This window comes from Grimontia indica, assembly GCF_000333895.2.
Taxonomy (GTDB): domain Bacteria; phylum Pseudomonadota; class Gammaproteobacteria; order Enterobacterales; family Vibrionaceae; genus Enterovibrio; species Enterovibrio indicus.
In genome coordinates, this window is the sequence record NZ_ANFM02000028.1 from 21,271 (window position 1) to 37,211 (window position 15,941).

Sequence of the window (15,941 nt, forward strand, 5' to 3'; positions counted from 1 at the left end):
CAGATTATCCTTTTACTGAGCCAGCCATCAGACCGCGTACGAAATAGCGACCGGCCAGGACATAAACCAAAAGGGTGGGCAGTGCGGCAATCATGGCACCCGCCATGTGCACGTTGTATTCCTTTACACCCGTGGAAGAGTTCACCAGATTGTTCAGCGCTACCGTGATCGGCGCGGTATCGCCCGATGCGAATGATGCCCCGAACAGGAAGTCGTTCCAGATATTGGTGAACTGCCAGATGATGGTCACCACAATGATGGGGCCGGAACTTGGCAGCAAAATGCGGAAAAACATCCTGAAAAATCCCGCACCATCAATCATGGCGGCGCGAATCAGCTCGCTAGGAAACGCTTCGTAATAGTTACGGAAAAACAGCGTGGTGAAACCCAAACCATAAATCACATGCACCATCACCAACCCGGGTGTGGTATTAGCAATGCCAAGGGTACCGAGCACCTGACTCATGGGTACCAACACCACCTGGAACGGAATGAAACAGCCAAACAGCATCAGGCCGAATACCCATTTATGTCCCGGGAAGCGCCACTTGGTAAGCACATACCCGTTCAACGCACCTAGCATGGTGGAAAGCAGGACACCCGGCACCGTGATGGCAATTGAGTTACCGAAGTAGCCGCTTATCCCCTCGCAGGTAAGACCAATACACGCAGTTCCCCAAGCTGCTTTCCATGGCTCAACCGTCCATACTTCCGGCAGCGCCAGCATGTTTCCCTGACGTATCTCATCCAGCTCTTTGAATGATGTCACCAGCATCACGAACAATGGAAGCAGGTACATGCAGGCGAAAACAATCAGCGTGGTGTAAATCAGTACCCGCCAGAATTTCGCCCCCTGAAACGGGGATTTGTTATCAATGCTGTCCATGCTTCGGCTCCTTCAACTCGCTGTAGAGATAAGGCACGATGATCGCCGCAATGGTCATCAGCATCACAATGGCACTCGCCGACCCCACAGCCATTTGATTTCGTGAGAAGGTGTACGAATACATAAAGGTAGCGGGAAGCTCAGTGGCATTACCCGGCCCGCCGCCAGTCAGGGCGATAACCAGGTCATAGCTCTTAATGGCCATGTGTGCGAGCACGATAAAAGCGCTCAAAAACACAGGACGAAGCTGAGGAATGATGATGCGACGATACATTTGGAAGGAAGACGCACCATCTAACTGTGCGGCTTTCAGCATTTCGCTGTCGATGCCCCGAAGCCCGGCAAGGAACATCGCCATGACAAAACCTGAAGTTTGCCACACCCCGGCAATCACGACGGTATAGATCGCCATTTCCGGGTTAATCAACCAGTCAAAGCTGAAGCTCTCCCACCCCAGCTCATGCATGGTTTTCTCAAGCCCAAGACCAGGGTTTAAGAACCATTTCCATGCGGTACCTGTCACGATAAAGCTAAGTGCCATGGGGTAGAGAAACACGGGGCGAAGCCCGCCTTCAATACGGATTTTCTGGTCGAGCAGAATCGCCAGTAGCAACCCCAGCGCACAGCAAATCACAATGTAGAGGATGCCAAATACTGCCAGGTTTTCGAGTGCCACCTGCCAGTTAAGGCTGTTCCAGAGTTTTTCATAAGGCCGAACCCCATCGAGGTTATAGTTCGGCAGCATCCGCGATCGGCTGAAAGAAATGTAGGTTGTCCAGGCGATAAAGCCATAGACAAAAAAGAGGATCAGCGCGAACGAGGGAGCAATGACAATTTTTGGCAACAGTTGCTGCCAGAACTGGCGCGAACTGTATTTTCCTTGAGAAGCCATAGTTGATCCTTCAAACGACGAGAAACGACTGTCCTTAGAATAAAAAGGGGAAGGGCTTTAACCCGTCCCCTTTTTCCATTGGGTTACTGAGCATCCTGAACAGCAGCCACCAGTGCTTTTGTCGCTTGCTTAGAGTCCATACCGCCATTGAAATGGTTAGTCACGACATCATAGACCGCATTTTTCACAGCAGCTGGCGCTGCGTGGCCATGAGCCATACTGCCGACGAGCGTGTTGCTCTTGTTAGCTTCCGCCAGATCCGCCATGCCTTTTTTACCACAGGCGTCGAACGCATCATTCGGTACGTCGGTACGTGCTGGCACTGAGCCTTTCACCACGTTAAACGCAGATTGGAATTCAGGCGACATAATGGCTTTGGCCATCGCTTTCTGTGCATCTGAATCACCCACATCAAACATCACGAATTGGTCAGAGTTGAAGGTGACCATGCCTTGGGTACCTGGCATGCGGAAACACAGGAAGTCCTCGTTTGGTTTTTTACCGGCTTTCAGGAATTCACCTTTCGCCCAGTCACCCATGATTTGCATGCCTGCTTTATCTTCAATCACCATGGCAGAAGCCAGGTTCCAGTCACGGCCTGGGAAGTTCTTATCCACATAACCGCGCAGCTGTGACATACGGTCAAAGACTTTGACCATAGTGTCTGAACCCAGTGCTTCCGGATCTAAATCCACCATGGCTTTGCGATAAAAGTCGATACCACCAGTGGTCAGTACCACGCCATCAAAAATGGTCGCGTCCTGCCAAGCCTGACCACCGTGAGCCAGTGGGATGTAACCCGCGGCTTTCAGTTTATCCAGCGTTTCAATCAGTTCATCCCAGTTGGTAGGCTGTTTTGCTCCCACTTCATCGAGCAGCTTTTTGTTCGCCCATATCCAGTTGGTGGAATGGACGTTCACCGGCGCAGACACCCACTTGCCATCGTACTTGGCAAAGTTTTGCAGCGCATTCGGCACCACCGTATTCCAACCTTCGGCATCTGCCACGCTGTTAAGGTTGGCTACCACATCTTCCGCTGCCCAATCCTGGATATCAAAGCCCAGCATCTGTACCGCAGTCGGAGGATTCCCCGAGGTCACACGGGCACGCAAAACCGTCATTGCGTTACCGCCACCGCCACCGGCTACCGGCATGTCCTGCCAGCCGATGCCTTGGCTCGCAAGGTCATCCTTGAGTACATTTAACGCCGCAGCCTCACCGCCTGATGTCCACCAGTGCAGTACTTCTACATCTTCCGCTTGTGCTGAAGTCACCGTTCCGATAGCGACTGCAGCTGACAGCATTGACATTACCAGTTGATTTTTCATGCTTACCTCGTTTGTTTTGTGACATGACCACTCGGTCCGTGTACCCAAACAACTTGCAGCGACTACCTACTACGCAGAGCTTGTTAAACCAAGCTCTTGGGTGCCTGCGTAGACAGTCGCTGGATCAACTCAACACCGACGAGTATTTTGTTGGGTGTTTGTTGTTGAGCCAGCAAGCGTTGCAGCAAGTAACATGCTTCCCGCGCAATATCTTCTCCCTTTACCCTCACAGTTGAGAGAGCGGGATAAATCAGGCGGGAATCTTCCAAATCATCAAATCCAATAACGGAGACATCTTCGCCGGGCTGTTTTCCGGCTTCGTGTAAAGCGGTATAGACGCCGTAAGCCACGACGTCGGTAAAGCACACAATAGCCGTCACTTCGGGAGCCAATGACAAAAGGCGGGTAGTGGCTTCATGCCCTCCAGAACGGCTACTCGGGCTATGCTGAATATAATTATCAGGAACCGTTAAACCGGCTTCATCCATGGCATCCATAAAGCCTTGGTGACGCAGTTTGAGATCAATAAAAGTTTCCAGCCCCCCCACAAAAGCAATGTGCTTGTGGCCAAGTTCAATCAAAGAACGGGTTGCTAAATAGGTTCCCAATCGGTTTTCAGCCATGACTGCCGGGGAGAGAGAATTTTCAACTTCCCGCATGATTGAGATGATAGGGAGCCCGGTGGCAACAATATTGTCTATCCAACGGTTATCAGTGCCGGGGGCTGGCGTGATAATAATGCCAGCGACATTGTGACCGCGAAGCGCATGAACAAATTGATTCTGACGCTCGATACTCTCGTTCACATCCATAATGATAGGGATAAAGCCCAGCTCATCGAGGTAAGGCTCCAGCCCTTTAATTATTTGGCTGAAGTAGGGACTTGTAAGATTGTTGGAGAGGATGGCTACAATTTTTGAACGCCCGCCACGCAGGCTAGCAGCCCCGCCGTTATAGACGTAACCAAGGGTTCTGCAGGCATCATTGACCCGCTTTTTTTTCTCATCACTGACTGACTCGCTGCCATTGAGTACCAATGAAACTGTAGATTTTGAGACGCCAGCAGCTTTAGCCACATCAATCATCGTGACACGTTTTTGAGGAAAACCCTTTCCATCGTTAGCTTTCATAGCCACCACATCCCAAAAGCACAACATCGAGATAATTTATTCATCACCCACAAAAATGTTTTTGGAACCTTCCATGTGAAATTCTTGTAAAAAAATAGAACAAAAACGCGCCAATTAAAAGATTTTATACGATCGATATCACCATTTTGTTAAAATTAAGTTAATCATTTACATGTTAGCTCGGTTAGATCACGAAATTTCGTTGGCACGTGACAAAACCCCAAATGGCTATAATCATGATTCCTGTGTGTTGGGTATCATCAAGCAACTCTGATATGCCCGACACTCTGCCTTATCAGTCAATGATAGTCAGTCTGGTGATGGTCAGCGACGACGTTAATCTATGCAGCATAAAGATGGGTGTTTGAGTCTTTCTATGGAAAATTCACCTAGCCAAACTCATACGTTTAAACACGAAATTAAACTCAAAGCGCCTGATTACGGGTCAAGATTCGAGCAGGCAACGCCAATTCGCAGTGGGTTTTGGACAACCTGAATAAAGGTTCTACGAGTTTTTAAATTTGGGTAGCTATAGGCTAGCTAAACGCGAAAAAGCGCCTGGTCCGGCGCTTTTGGTTGTCTGAAACAGGCCTTTTTGTGAAACCAGCTAGAATGACCACCAGCTTCGGTTATCTTCCAACTCTTCACGGCAACTTCTCAACTGCCCACCGTAAGTTTGCGCCTGGCGCTCGACCTTTCTCGCCACTTGCATCACTTTCGGCTTGGATTTGTAAGTCCCGCGCTTAAAACCACCACGTCCTTCGTGGTAAGCAAGATACTGGTTATAAGCATCCCACTTCGAAATTCCCAGTTGCTTCTGGGTTTCGCTGGTGTACCAACCAATAAATTGCATAGCATCCCCAAAATCGGTGCGGGAGCCACCATTGCGGGTCGCTTTCTGATAATCAGACCACGCAGGGTCCTGAGCCTGTGCATACCCGTATGCACTGCTGACACGTCCCCACGGGATCACCCAGAGCACATAGTCCCGGGGAGGTAATGCATCATGAACGTAGGAGCTTTCCTGTTTCACAAACGCCATTGCGATATGGATTGGCGTTCCCCATTCATCTTCCATGTCGACCGCATCTTCGTACCAATCATCATACTGGCGGAAAATGCTGCAAATATTATCGGGATTTTTCGGTGGAGGAGCCGCACAGCCGCTCAATACCAGTGCGCTGAGAACAAGCAGCCATTTGGGAGAAATGCGCATGGGTATCCTTTCTATCTGTTGCTTTTATTGGCACATACAAAAACAGGCTGGGGATACCAGCCTGTTTATTGCTAAAGCAGTATCACATCAGAGTGATACACTATCACCAAAATACTCGGCCAGATACTGCTCGAAGCTGATACCGTCGCCTTGCTCCACATCTTGCTGACGTTTCAGGCTGGCTTCGCTTTCTGCTTCAAACTGCTGCTTAGAGAAAGTCTCGTAGTCACCCTGGGCAAACAAGGCCTGATTGTCTTTAGCAATGCCAATACCCACTTTACCGATGCTTTCATTATCGAGTACATCTTTCAGTAGTTTCGCTGATAGGGTTTTATCCGGGTTGTCGAACCAGCCTGACAGCTCGTTGCAAACAGACTGGTACTTATCGCCGCCGTAAGCTTTGTCCATCACAATTGCCAGTTCAGCCAGATCAGCAAAGACACGGCGTCCCCACTCGGCTTGCGTCAGTTGTTCACCATCGCAGCCAATTTGCAGCGTCAGACCCGGTTTACGTCCTTCCAACACCACTTTGTTCCAGTTCTCGCGCCAGCATTGCAGCTCACAATCTGTCATGGGTGCTGACTCGGACAGCGCACACCAAGTAATAAACAAGTCGAGGAAGTAAACCTGATAGTCATCAATGCCCACCGGGCTGAACGGGTTCACATCCAGCGAGCGAACTTCGATGTATTCAACACCGCCGCGCTCCAACGCTTCAGACGGTTTTTCACCACTTTTCGCCACTCGCTTTGGACGAATCGGCGCGTACAGTTCGTTTTCTATCTGGAGCACATTGCTGTTGAGCTGACGATAACCGTTTTCGTCTTTTACGCCGATCTTGGCAAAATCTGCGGATGGCGTACCAATCGCCGCGCGAACACCTCGCAGGTATTGCTCTAGACTATCAAAACCAATCTTCAGGCTGCTTTGTGCATTATTGGTGTAGCCCAAGTCACTGAGACGAAGTGAGGTTGCGTATGGCAGATAGCAGGTACCTTTGCCCACTTCTTTAAAATCCAGTTTCGACTCAGTTTTGTTGATAAAAGATCCACACAGCGCTGGTGAGGCACCGAACAGATAAGGGATCATCCAACCAAAGCGGTAGTAATTTCGGATCAAACCAAAATACGCTTCAGAGACGGATTCCTGTCTTGCGTACGGTGCCTGATCGCCAAACAACTGCTGCCAGAAACTGCTTGGGAACGAGAAATTGAAATGCACGCCGGAGATGATTTGCATCACGCTGCCATAGCGGTGCTTCAAACCCTGGCGGTACAGGGTCTTCATTCGACCTACGTTTGACGAACCGTACTGTGCCAAGGTGATGTCATCTTCGTTCGCGACATAACAAGGCATCGACATTGGCCACAACGATTCTTCGCCCAGTGTGCGATAGGTGAATCGATGAATGTCCTGCAGTTGCGAGATCATTTCAGGCACGGAATAGGTCACCGGCGTGATGAATTCCAGCAATTGCTCGGCGAAGTCGGTGGTAATCCATTGATGAGTCAGGGCAGAGCCTAACGCTTTTGGATGGGCGTCGGAGGACAGCGTGCCTTGGGGTGTGATGCGCAATGCTTCGCGTTCAACACCTCGGCCTATGCCTTTAAGCGCTTCCGGATTTGCGGAGAACGCTTCCAACCTTTGGGAGAAACTAGTCAAGGCTGCACTCGTTTATTGTCATAAAGCAGTAAGATGGCTAAGCATAATCACTCTTGGTGGCAAAAGCCATCTCACTGTATTTACTCTTGGCTTCCCTGCCGAAGTTTAGGGGTTAATTCTCAACCACTAAACGCTTTACGGGCAGTCCCAGTGTGGAAAGTGCAGGTTCAAGTGTCGCCGCATCTCCCACAATAATCACCTGATACGCGTCAGGTTCGAACCATTTTGCCGCCAGTGCATTGAGGGTTTCCTTTGAAACCGTCTCAATAATGGCTCTCTGCTGCGCTTTGTAATCTGACGACAACTTATGGCGCATCATGTTGGCAATAAGACCGGCTTTATCACCAGGCGTTTCATAGCTCAACGCATCTTTTTGGCCTACGGCAAGTCGCAGGAACTTCAACTCATCGTCAGTGATGCCACTTGACGCCATCTCGTTGAGTTCATTTTGCATTTCGCGGACGGTATCGACCGTACTGTCTGCGCGCACTTGCGCCTGAAATACGACACGGCCTGTGTCCTGATTGCCCACTACATAGCCGCCAGCTCCATAAGTGTAGCCTTTGTCCTCACGAAGATTCAGGTTAAGGCGCGAGTTGAAATTTCCAGCCAAGTTGAAGTTTGCCAGTTGGGTTTTGAACATCTCACCAGTTGCGTCATAAGGCATAGCGTGACGTACCATTTGCACCACACTTTGCGGCGCGCCCGGTTTGTCCACCAGCCAAATCTGCGATTGTGGATATTGCTTGAGCTCTGCTGGCGCTGGCGCAGTGGCCTTATTCCCTTTCCAGCGGCTCAAGCCGTTCACTTTAGACAGTAAGGTTTGCTTATCAATGTCTCCGACCGCAATCAGTCGCGCATTGTCGGGCGTATAATTATCTGCATAGAACTGTTTCACATCATCAAGCGTCAGACCACTCAAAGTTTCCCTGGTACCTTCTGACGGCAAAGCGTGCCAGGGGTCACTGTAGAGCACTTCACGTCTGGCCTGCCCCGCCTGCCATTGCGGCGTTTGGTGACTGAAATGAATACCTTCCAGTGCCTGCTTCTTTAAGCGGTCGAAATCTGCTTCATCAAAGCGCGGGTTAAACAGCATGTCCCCCGCAAGCGTCAGGGTTTCACGCAGGTTTTTGGTCAATGAGGAAACACTGATTGTGGTACCACGTGATGACGCGCTGATACTGATGCTTGAGCCAAGGCGATCTAACTCAGCAGCAATATCTTCACTGCTTCGATTGGTCGTGCCTTCAGATATCAAATCTGCCGTCAGAGACGCCAATCCATTTTTGCCTTTTGGCTCCATCAAACTTCCGGCAGGAAGCACCAGATGCACAGTCACTGTCGGCGTTTCGTTTGATTCAGCGCCGGAGATCTCAATCCCATTGCCCAGCTTGGCGTGATAAAGCTCAGGTACTTTCACCGATACTGAACCGTTAGGGGCCGGCGGTACGCTGCGATCAAACGTTTCCGGGGTGTAACGCATCACCTGCTTTTCTGACTCACCGGATGATATCGCCCGGGTTGCGGTGTAGTTTTGCTCAGCCGCTTGCAGGCGTTGTTGACCTCTAGGCACCACTGACACATTCACCGAAGGCTGTTGCCACACAAAGCGGCTAAAGGCATTTTCCACGTCTTGGGTGGTCACGCCATTCAGCTCATCAAGCCAGCTTGCCAGCCTATCTGGGTCACCATAAAAGGTTTCATTCGACGCAAGCTGGGAAACCTTACCCTGCACACTTTGCAGGCCAAACACGGCACCTGCTTCCGCGCTGCCTTTCACCTGTTCCAGATCGTCTTCTTTGATGCCGCGGACTTTGAGTGAATCCAGCACCTTCATCACATCACCGCGAAGCTCGCTAAGATCCTGATCACGGTTACCTAACACGTAGAGTTGGAAATTACAGGAAAGCTCTGCACAATCCTGATAGGCACTGGCACTGAGCGCTTTCCCCGGTTTCACCAAATCTTGATACAGCAGGCTGTTTCGCCCTTGTCCTAGCACCGAGCCCAACATATCGATCGCCACGCGGGAATCCGCACCCGGGTATTCGGTTGGCCAGCTCATCACCAGCATTGGCTGCTGAATATTGTCTTCGAGCGTCACAAAACGGTCAGCGTCAATAGTCAGAGGCCATTTGTCCGCCGCTTTCACTTCCGGCCCACGCTGGATATCACCAAAGTATTTGTTCACCCACTTCAGTGTCTGCTCAACATCGATATCACCACCAATGGTTAGCGTGGCATTGTTCGGGCCATACCAACGCAAGAAGAAGGCTTTCAAATCGTCAACATCAACGCCGTTCAAATCCTCTACATAGCCAATCGTCGGCCAGCTGTAAGGGTGAGTTGGCGGATAAAGCGCCGCGGCCAGCGTTTCATGGACCAGACCATACGGGCGGTTTTCAAAGTTCTGTGCCCGTTCGTTTTTCACCGTGTCACGCTGGATTTCGAACTTACGCTGGGAGACCGCTTCAAGCAGAAAACCCATTCTGTCCGATTCCAGCCACAGCATTTTTTCCAGCTCATTGGCAGGCACGGTTTGATAGTAGTTGGTGCGGTCGCGGTTAGTGGTGCCATTGACGCTACCACCAGATTCGGTAACAAACTTGAAATGCTGCTGATCGCCGACATGCTTCGAGCCCTGAAACATCATGTGCTCGAAGAAATGCGCAAAGCCAGATTTACCTGGCTCTTCACGCGCGGAGCCGACATGATATGTCACGTCCACATGCACCAGAGGATCAGAATCATCCGGATGCAAGACCACTGTCAGGCCGTTGTCCAGCTGGTATTTTTGATAAGGAATCGACGGGGTGTTCTCGCCTGCTTTCTCTTGTTCGATAAACGTGATGCCTTCGGGCAATGAAGGCTGGGAAGTGGCCTGATACACGCCACAACCCGACAGCCCTAATACAGCGGCAGTGAGGATAAAATAACGCACTAACTATCCTTTCTATGATCGTTAAAAAAGAAGGCCTCGGGTGACCAGTGCCAGAATGAGATAACGCAGCGCTTTACCTATCGCTATCAAGATCCAGCACCAACGTTGTTTGAGTCTCAGCCATCCGGCAGCAAGACAAAGGGGGTCACCAATAATAGGAAGCCAGCTTAGCAGCAAGGTCCAGTAACCGTAACGTTGCAGCCAGCTAATGGCTCTTTGACCGTGTTTTTGGCTAAGGGTTCGCGCAGGAATAAAACGGCCTATCCAATAGTTGGTCATGCCACCAAGGGTATTACCCAAAGTCGCCACCATGACCAGTATGGCTATACCGTAATCACTCTGTTTAAGAAGGTAAATCAGGTTGGCTTCTGAGCCACCGGGAAGCAAGGTTGCGCTGAGAAAACCGGTCGAAAACAAGACCCACAGCGCAGAGTCACCACTAATCCAATCCAACGTCTGTCACCCGTACATCTATGACATCCATCCCTGCTGCGGCCGCAGCGTCAATGCCAAATATCGCGTCTTCAAACACCAGACACCTTTCCGGTGACACATTCATGAGCTGCGCACAGTGCAAAAAGGTATCCGGCGCAGGTTTGTGGGCAGAGACCTGATCCGCCCCCACCACATAATCAAACAAATGGAGAAGCCCTGATTTCTCCAGCATTCTCGTCGCAATATCAGTCAAGGTTCCTGTTCCTACTGCCATCGGCTTTTGGCCTGCATAGTATTTAGCCACTTCAACAAACGGCAGTTGCTCAAGATGATCTTCCATCAGATATTTGAAAGACTGCGTTTTGTGGTCAGCCAATATTTGGGGCTCAATCGCCAGCTCTAACTCTTTCACCAAAGTTTGAGCCGTCAAAATCGTCGGACTGCCACCACGGGAGTGATACCAACTTTCATCAACCTCAAACCCAAAGTCAGAGGCTGTTTGCTGCCAGGCTGCAAAGTGCGCAGGCATGGAATCGAGCAGAGTGCCATCGAGGTCGAAAATTAGCGCTTCGTATTTGTCGTAACGACTCATTATTGCGGGATCTCCAAAAGAATTTTTCCGCGGGTTCTGCCGCTTTGGATTTCGACATGCGCCTGAACACCGTCTTCAAGTGGATAAATTTTACTGATTTCGATGGTAAGCGATTTGTCCGACACCGCATTCAGCAGCGCATCAAGTTGGGTAACATTCGGCTGTACCAGCATCCCCTGAGCAATGACACCGCGTTTCTCTGCCGCTTCAATAATGCGCGGAGCCGTAATAGTTGGCACAGTGACCACACGACCACCGGCTTTCACCGAAGCTAGTGCCGCTTCGCCAACATCGCCGCCCATCAGGTCAATCAGAACATCAATGTCCTGAACCTGCTGTTCAAGTGGTGCTTTGCCATAATCCAAAGCGATAGCCCCCAACGAGGAAACAAACTCTGCATTTTTGGCGGAACAGCTGGCATAGACATCTGCACCCTTTGCTTTCGCCAACTGGATAGCGATATGGCCAACACCGCCTGCGCCTGCCAGGATCAGTACTTTGTCGTCTTTGGTCGTATTGACTAACTCAAGCGCCTGCAAAGCAGTCAGACCCGCAACGGGAAGCGTTGAGGCTTGCTCCAAAGATACATCCTCTGGCACAAAAGAGAGCGCGTCAGAAGGCGCGCAAAGATACTGACCATACCCTCCACCTTCAACAATACGACCCACGACACGATCACCAGCCTTAAACGTTGCGCTATCCTGCACGACCACACCTGCTGCATCAAAGCCAGGCGTCCAGGGCAAGCTGTCTTTGATTTTCTCTGCGCCCCAACCAAGACCCGCACGGGTTTTGGCATCGATTGGGTTAACGCCTGCGAACGCCACTTTCACCAGTATCTGGCCTTCAGATGGGTTGGGAATATCGGTTTGTTGCAGCTTGAGGGTATCTGGTTCACCGAAAGCAGTGATCGCAAGTTGGAGGTTCTTTGGCATGGTTTCATCCTTTTTCTGCACCAGCATTTTTTCCAGTGTTAATAAAAAAGGCGGAAGACTCAATGCCTTCCGCCTTATTATTTTGTGAGCGTATTTTAAAGGGTTAGCCAACCAGTGCCAGCAGAACACCTGCTGCAACCGCTGAGCCCAATACGCCTGCGACGTTTGGCCCCATTGCGTGCATCAACAGGAAGTTATGCGGGTTGGAATCAAGACCTACCTTGTTAACCACACGTGCAGCCATAGGTACAGCCGAAACACCTGCCGCACCAATCAGTGGGTTGATGTTGTCTTTGCTGTATTTGTTCAAAAGCTTAGCCATCAATACGCCAGCCGCTGTACCGATACTGAACGCGACCGCACCCAGTACCAGAATACCCAGCGTTTCAAACTTCAGGAATGATTCCGCCTGAAGCTTAGAACCCACAGCAAGACCCAGGAAGATGGTCACGATGTTGATCAACTCGTTTTGCGCCGTGTTTGACAGACGGTCAACCACACCACATTCACGCATCAGATTACCCAGACAGAACATACCAACCAGCGGTGTCGCAGAAGGCAGGAACAGAATCGCCATCATCAGTACCGCCAATGGGAAGATGATTTTCTCTGTCTTAGACACGTGACGCAGTTGCTGCATCTCGATCTTACGCTCTTCCTCGTTGGTCAGCAGCTTCATGATTGGCGGCTGGATAATTGGCACCAGCGCCATGTAGCTGTATGCCGCAACCGCAATAGCACCCAGCAGGTCTGGAGAGAGGCGACTGGCAAGGAAGATGGCTGTTGGGCCGTCCGCACCACCGATAATAGCGATAGATGCCGCATCTGCCAGCGAGAACTCCATGCCAGGAATCAGGTTCAGCAAGATGGCACCAAACAAGGTGGCGAAGATACCAAACTGCGCAGCCGCGCCCAGCCAAAGGGTACGAGGGTTAGCAATCAATGCACCAAAGTCAGTCATCGCACCCACGCCCATAAAGATCAGCAGTGGGAAGATTCCAGACTCAATGCCAACGTAGTAGACGTAGTAAAGCACACCGCCTGGCTCGGTAAAGCCGGCATTCGGGATGTTCGCCAATACCGCACCAAAACCGATTGGTAGCAGCAGCAAGGGCTCAAAGCCTTTGCGAATGGCAAGAAACAAAAGAATACAACCGACAGTGATCATCACCAGTTGGCCAAATTCAAAGTTGGCCAGACCGGTTTCACTCCAGAGGATTAACAAACCTTCCATGATTTTCCTCTTACGCCAGGCTTAGTAGTGGCGAGCCAACAGTGACAGAATCACCTTCTTTCACCATCACGTCTTGCACGACACCAGCGCGGGTTGCGCGAACTTCTGTTTCCATCTTCATTGCTTCCAGAATCAGCAGTACATCGCCTTCCTGAACCTGATGACCTTGTTTAGCAACCACTTTGAAAATGTTACCCGCAAGAGGCGCTGCAACCGCTTCAGATGCACCTGCAGTTGGTGCAGGGACTGGAGCTGCAGTTGGCGCTGCACCAGAAGGCGTGACAGATGTCAGCTCGCCTTGCGGACCAACGACCACATCGTAAACCTGACCGTTTACCTGAACGCTGTAAGCTTCAGTGTCACCCGCAGAAGCTGGAGCTGCAGGAGCAGCTGCGACTTCAGGTTCAGAACCTGGTACTGGCTCAAAGGCATCCGGGTTGCCACGGTTTTTCAGGAATTTCAGACCAACCTGTGGGAACAGAGAGTAAGTCAGAACGTCATCAACCTGCGCTTCTGCCAGTAAGATGCCTTCCTCTTTCGACTTGGCAATCAGCTCATCAGTCAAAATATGAAGCTCTGGCTCGATCAAATCAGCAGGACGACAAGTGATGGCTTCACCACCATCAAGCACACGTGCCTGAAGCTCTTTGTTTACTTCTGCTGGTGCTGCGCCATATTCGCCTTTCAGCACGCCCGCTGTTTCTTTGGTGATGCTCTTATAACGCTCGCCGGTCAGTACGTTGATGACCGCCTGAGTACCAACGATTTGAGAAGTTGGTGTCACCAGTGGGATATAACCCAAGTCTTCACGAACGCGAGGGATCTCTTCCAGTACTTCATCCAAACGATCGGCTGCGCCCTGCTCTTTAAGCTGGCCTTCCATGTTAGTCAGCATGCCGCCCGGTACCTGAGCAATCAGGATGCGAGAATCAACGCCTTTCAGCTGACCTTCAAACTTCGCGTACTTCTTACGAACTTCACGGAAGTAAGCGGCAATTGGCTCGATTTTCTCGAGCTGCAGGCCAGTATCACGCTCAGTGCCTTGCAGCATAGCTACAACGGTTTCTGTTGGCGTGTGGCCGTAAGTTTGGCTCATTGAGGAAATCGCAGTGTCCAGCACATCCAGACCCGCTTCTACCGCTTTAACTGCAGTAGCAGTAGAAAGACCGGTTGTTGCATGGCAGTGCAGCGCAAGAGGGATATCACAAGAAGCTTTGATGCGCTTGATCAGCTCTTCTGCCTCATAAGGCTTGAGCAGGCCAGACATGTCTTTGATACACAGGGAGTGACAGCCCAGATCTTCAAGGCGTTTTGCCAGATCTGTCCAGGTGTCCAGTGTGTGGTAAGGGCTAGTGGTGTAAGACAACGTACCTTGAGCATGCGCGCCAACATCCACAGCGGATTTCACCGCTTTCTCAAAGTTACGCACGTCATTCATCGCATCAAAAATACGGAATACGTCCATACCGTTGGCGTGGGCACGCTCAACGAATTTCTCTACCACGTCATCCGCATAATGCCGGTAACCCAGTAGGTTCTGACCACGCAACAGCATTTGCATTGGGGTTTTCGGCATCGCTTTTTTCAGTTCGCGCAGGCGAACCCATGGGTCTTCACCCAAGAAGCGGATACAGGCATCAAAGGTTGCGCCGCCCCAGGTTTCCAATGACCAGTAACCGACATCATCTAACGCAGCGGCAATCGGTAACATGTCATCAAGACGCATACGGGTCGCAAACAGCGATTGGTGCGCATCACGCAAGACAACGTCTGTAATAGCGAGTGGCTTAGACATACGACAAAACTCCTTGTAATTGTATGTTTCGCATCAGCTAGCGCTGGCGATTACGGTATTTATGTACTGCTGCAGAAATCGCAGCAATAGTTTCCCCTGACACCTGACCATTATTGTTATTTGATGGGGTGGTCGTGGTGGTTGCCTGAGGTGGCAACTCTTCGGGGACCAAGCGGGACATCAGCTTGACCAGACCGACCAAGATGGTAAGAAAGACGAAAACCACTACCATGCCTGTCAGCATGAGTGTAGCGGCGTGCTGAAGAGTACTACCCAAATCCATATGTTTGCTTCCTTGCAGGTTACCGTATTCCATTTACCGGAAAATCGGCACGACTTTTCTCAACGAAACGTATTTTACATTTTGTTGAGAATTTACTCACTCAGTTAAGTTATCGGTCAAAATACTAACAAACTGCAATAATGACAATCCTGCAATACTCGTCAATTGCTTCATTTTCGGCCTCAGACGCAATAAATACGGACAATTGTTACCATTTTGTTAATACTAGACACCTAAAACAGGCTGCAACTTGTTGCGGAAAGTTCGCAGTGTAAAAGTGCTATTTTTTAGTGAGTTAAGCGGTTTTTTCTCGAATAAGAAGAACAGTGAGCAGATAAAGTAGTAAAAGTATAAAAACGGAAAATATAGAGAAAAGTAAGGCTTTTGAGACAGTGAGAGATTAGTCGGAAATTTCGAATAGAAATGCAGAAAAGAAATGGCGCGACCGGGAGGATTCGAACCTCCGACCGCCTGGTTCGTAGCCAGGTACTCTATCCAGCTGAGCTACGGTCGCGCAGGCATTGATTGCATAAAGGTATCAATCAAGGTGAAAGTGAAATGGCGCGCTCGGGAGGATTCGAACCTCCGACCGCCTGGTTCGTAGCCAGGTAC

Annotated in this window: 13 protein-coding genes and 1 tRNA gene; all 14 read right to left on the reverse strand. The window is 50.4% G+C overall.

Annotated features, from left to right (window positions below):
* Positions 1 to 4: 4 nt before the first annotated feature.
* A complete protein-coding gene (locus D515_RS16110) occupies positions 5 to 886 on the reverse strand; it encodes a carbohydrate ABC transporter permease (RefSeq protein ID WP_002540072.1) in 882 nt (293 codons plus the stop codon).
* The gene (locus D515_RS16115) at positions 873 to 1,778 is read right to left on the reverse strand and encodes a carbohydrate ABC transporter permease (RefSeq protein WP_002540073.1); all 906 of its coding nucleotides are present in this window, start codon (positions 1,776 to 1,778) and stop codon (positions 873 to 875) included. The genes D515_RS16110 and D515_RS16115 overlap by 14 nt, the downstream gene beginning before the upstream one ends.
* An 83-nt stretch (positions 1,779 to 1,861) precedes the next feature.
* Positions 1,862 to 3,106: an ABC transporter substrate-binding protein gene (locus D515_RS16120; RefSeq protein ID WP_002540074.1), complete on the reverse strand. Its 1,245-nt coding sequence runs from the start codon at positions 3,104 to 3,106 to the stop codon at positions 1,862 to 1,864.
* Between the two features lie 83 nt (positions 3,107 to 3,189).
* Positions 3,190 to 4,236: a LacI family DNA-binding transcriptional regulator gene (locus D515_RS16125; protein ID WP_002540075.1), complete on the reverse strand. Its 1,047-nt coding sequence runs from the start codon at positions 4,234 to 4,236 to the stop codon at positions 3,190 to 3,192.
* A gap of 607 nt (positions 4,237 to 4,843) precedes the next feature.
* A complete protein-coding gene (locus tag D515_RS16130; RefSeq protein WP_002540077.1) occupies positions 4,844 to 5,452 on the reverse strand; it encodes a transglycosylase SLT domain-containing protein in 609 nt (202 codons plus the stop codon).
* 87 nt (positions 5,453 to 5,539) lie between these two features.
* Positions 5,540 to 7,114, reverse strand: a complete 1,575-nt coding sequence (gshA, locus tag D515_RS16135) for a glutamate--cysteine ligase (RefSeq protein ID WP_002540078.1) — start codon at positions 7,112 to 7,114, stop codon at positions 5,540 to 5,542.
* A gap of 112 nt (positions 7,115 to 7,226) precedes the next feature.
* Positions 7,227 to 10,055 (reverse strand): M16 family metallopeptidase, encoded by a 2,829-nt coding sequence (locus D515_RS16140; RefSeq protein WP_002540079.1) that lies wholly within the window; start codon positions 10,053 to 10,055, stop codon positions 7,227 to 7,229.
* Positions 10,056 to 10,076: 21 nt separating this feature from the next.
* The gene (locus tag D515_RS16145) at positions 10,077 to 10,508 is read right to left on the reverse strand and encodes a YqaA family protein (RefSeq protein WP_002540080.1); all 432 of its coding nucleotides are present in this window, start codon (positions 10,506 to 10,508) and stop codon (positions 10,077 to 10,079) included.
* Positions 10,495 to 11,082 carry a fructose-1-phosphate/6-phosphogluconate phosphatase gene (yqaB, locus tag D515_RS16150; protein ID WP_002540081.1) on the reverse strand — a complete coding sequence of 196 codons (588 nt, stop codon included), beginning with the start codon at positions 11,080 to 11,082 and terminating at the stop codon, positions 10,495 to 10,497. The genes D515_RS16145 and yqaB overlap by 14 nt, the downstream gene beginning before the upstream one ends.
* Entirely contained in the window at positions 11,082 to 12,017 is a 936-nt protein-coding gene (locus tag D515_RS16155) for an NADP-dependent oxidoreductase (protein ID WP_039850227.1), read from the reverse strand. The genes yqaB and D515_RS16155 overlap by 1 nt, the downstream gene beginning before the upstream one ends.
* Before the next feature lie 103 nt (positions 12,018 to 12,120).
* A complete protein-coding gene (locus D515_RS16160) occupies positions 12,121 to 13,251 on the reverse strand; it encodes a sodium ion-translocating decarboxylase subunit beta (RefSeq protein ID WP_002540083.1) in 1,131 nt (376 codons plus the stop codon).
* A gap of 10 nt (positions 13,252 to 13,261) precedes the next feature.
* A complete protein-coding gene (gene oadA / locus D515_RS16165) occupies positions 13,262 to 15,046 on the reverse strand; it encodes a sodium-extruding oxaloacetate decarboxylase subunit alpha (protein WP_002540084.1) in 1,785 nt (594 codons plus the stop codon).
* Between the two features lie 37 nt (positions 15,047 to 15,083).
* On the reverse strand, positions 15,084 to 15,329 hold the full coding sequence (locus tag D515_RS16170; protein WP_002540086.1) for an oxaloacetate decarboxylase subunit gamma: 246 nt from the start codon (positions 15,327 to 15,329) through the stop codon (positions 15,084 to 15,086).
* 437 nt (positions 15,330 to 15,766) lie between these two features.
* Positions 15,767 to 15,843, reverse strand: a tRNA-Arg gene (locus tag D515_RS16175).
* Positions 15,844 to 15,941: the final 98 nt, after the last annotated feature.

What these genes read in the sequence shown, in the direction of transcription:
- D515_RS16110 (WP_002540072.1), bottom strand. Translation starts at nt 886, where the DNA reads ATGGACAGCATTGATAACAAATCCCCGTTTCAGGGGGCGAAATTCTGG.
- D515_RS16115 (WP_002540073.1), bottom strand. Translation starts at nt 1,778, where the DNA reads ATGGCTTCTCAAGGAAAATACAGTTCGCGCCAGTTCTGGCAGCAACTG.
- D515_RS16120 (WP_002540074.1), bottom strand. Translation starts at nt 3,106, where the DNA reads ATGAAAAATCAACTGGTAATGTCAATGCTGTCAGCTGCAGTCGCTATC.
- D515_RS16125 (WP_002540075.1), bottom strand. Translation starts at nt 4,236, where the DNA reads ATGAAAGCTAACGATGGAAAGGGTTTTCCTCAAAAACGTGTCACGATG.
- D515_RS16130 (WP_002540077.1), bottom strand. Translation starts at nt 5,452, where the DNA reads ATGCGCATTTCTCCCAAATGGCTGCTTGTTCTCAGCGCACTGGTATTG.
- yqaB (WP_002540081.1), bottom strand. Translation starts at nt 11,082, where the DNA reads ATGAGTCGTTACGACAAATACGAAGCGCTAATTTTCGACCTCGATGGC.
- D515_RS16155 (WP_039850227.1), bottom strand. Translation starts at nt 12,017, where the DNA reads ATGCCAAAGAACCTCCAACTTGCGATCACTGCTTTCGGTGAACCAGAT.
- D515_RS16160 (WP_002540083.1), bottom strand. Translation starts at nt 13,251, where the DNA reads ATGGAAGGTTTGTTAATCCTCTGGAGTGAAACCGGTCTGGCCAACTTT.
- oadA (WP_002540084.1), bottom strand. Translation starts at nt 15,046, where the DNA reads ATGTCTAAGCCACTCGCTATTACAGACGTTGTCTTGCGTGATGCGCAC.
- D515_RS16170 (WP_002540086.1), bottom strand. Translation starts at nt 15,329, where the DNA reads ATGGATTTGGGTAGTACTCTTCAGCACGCCGCTACACTCATGCTGACA.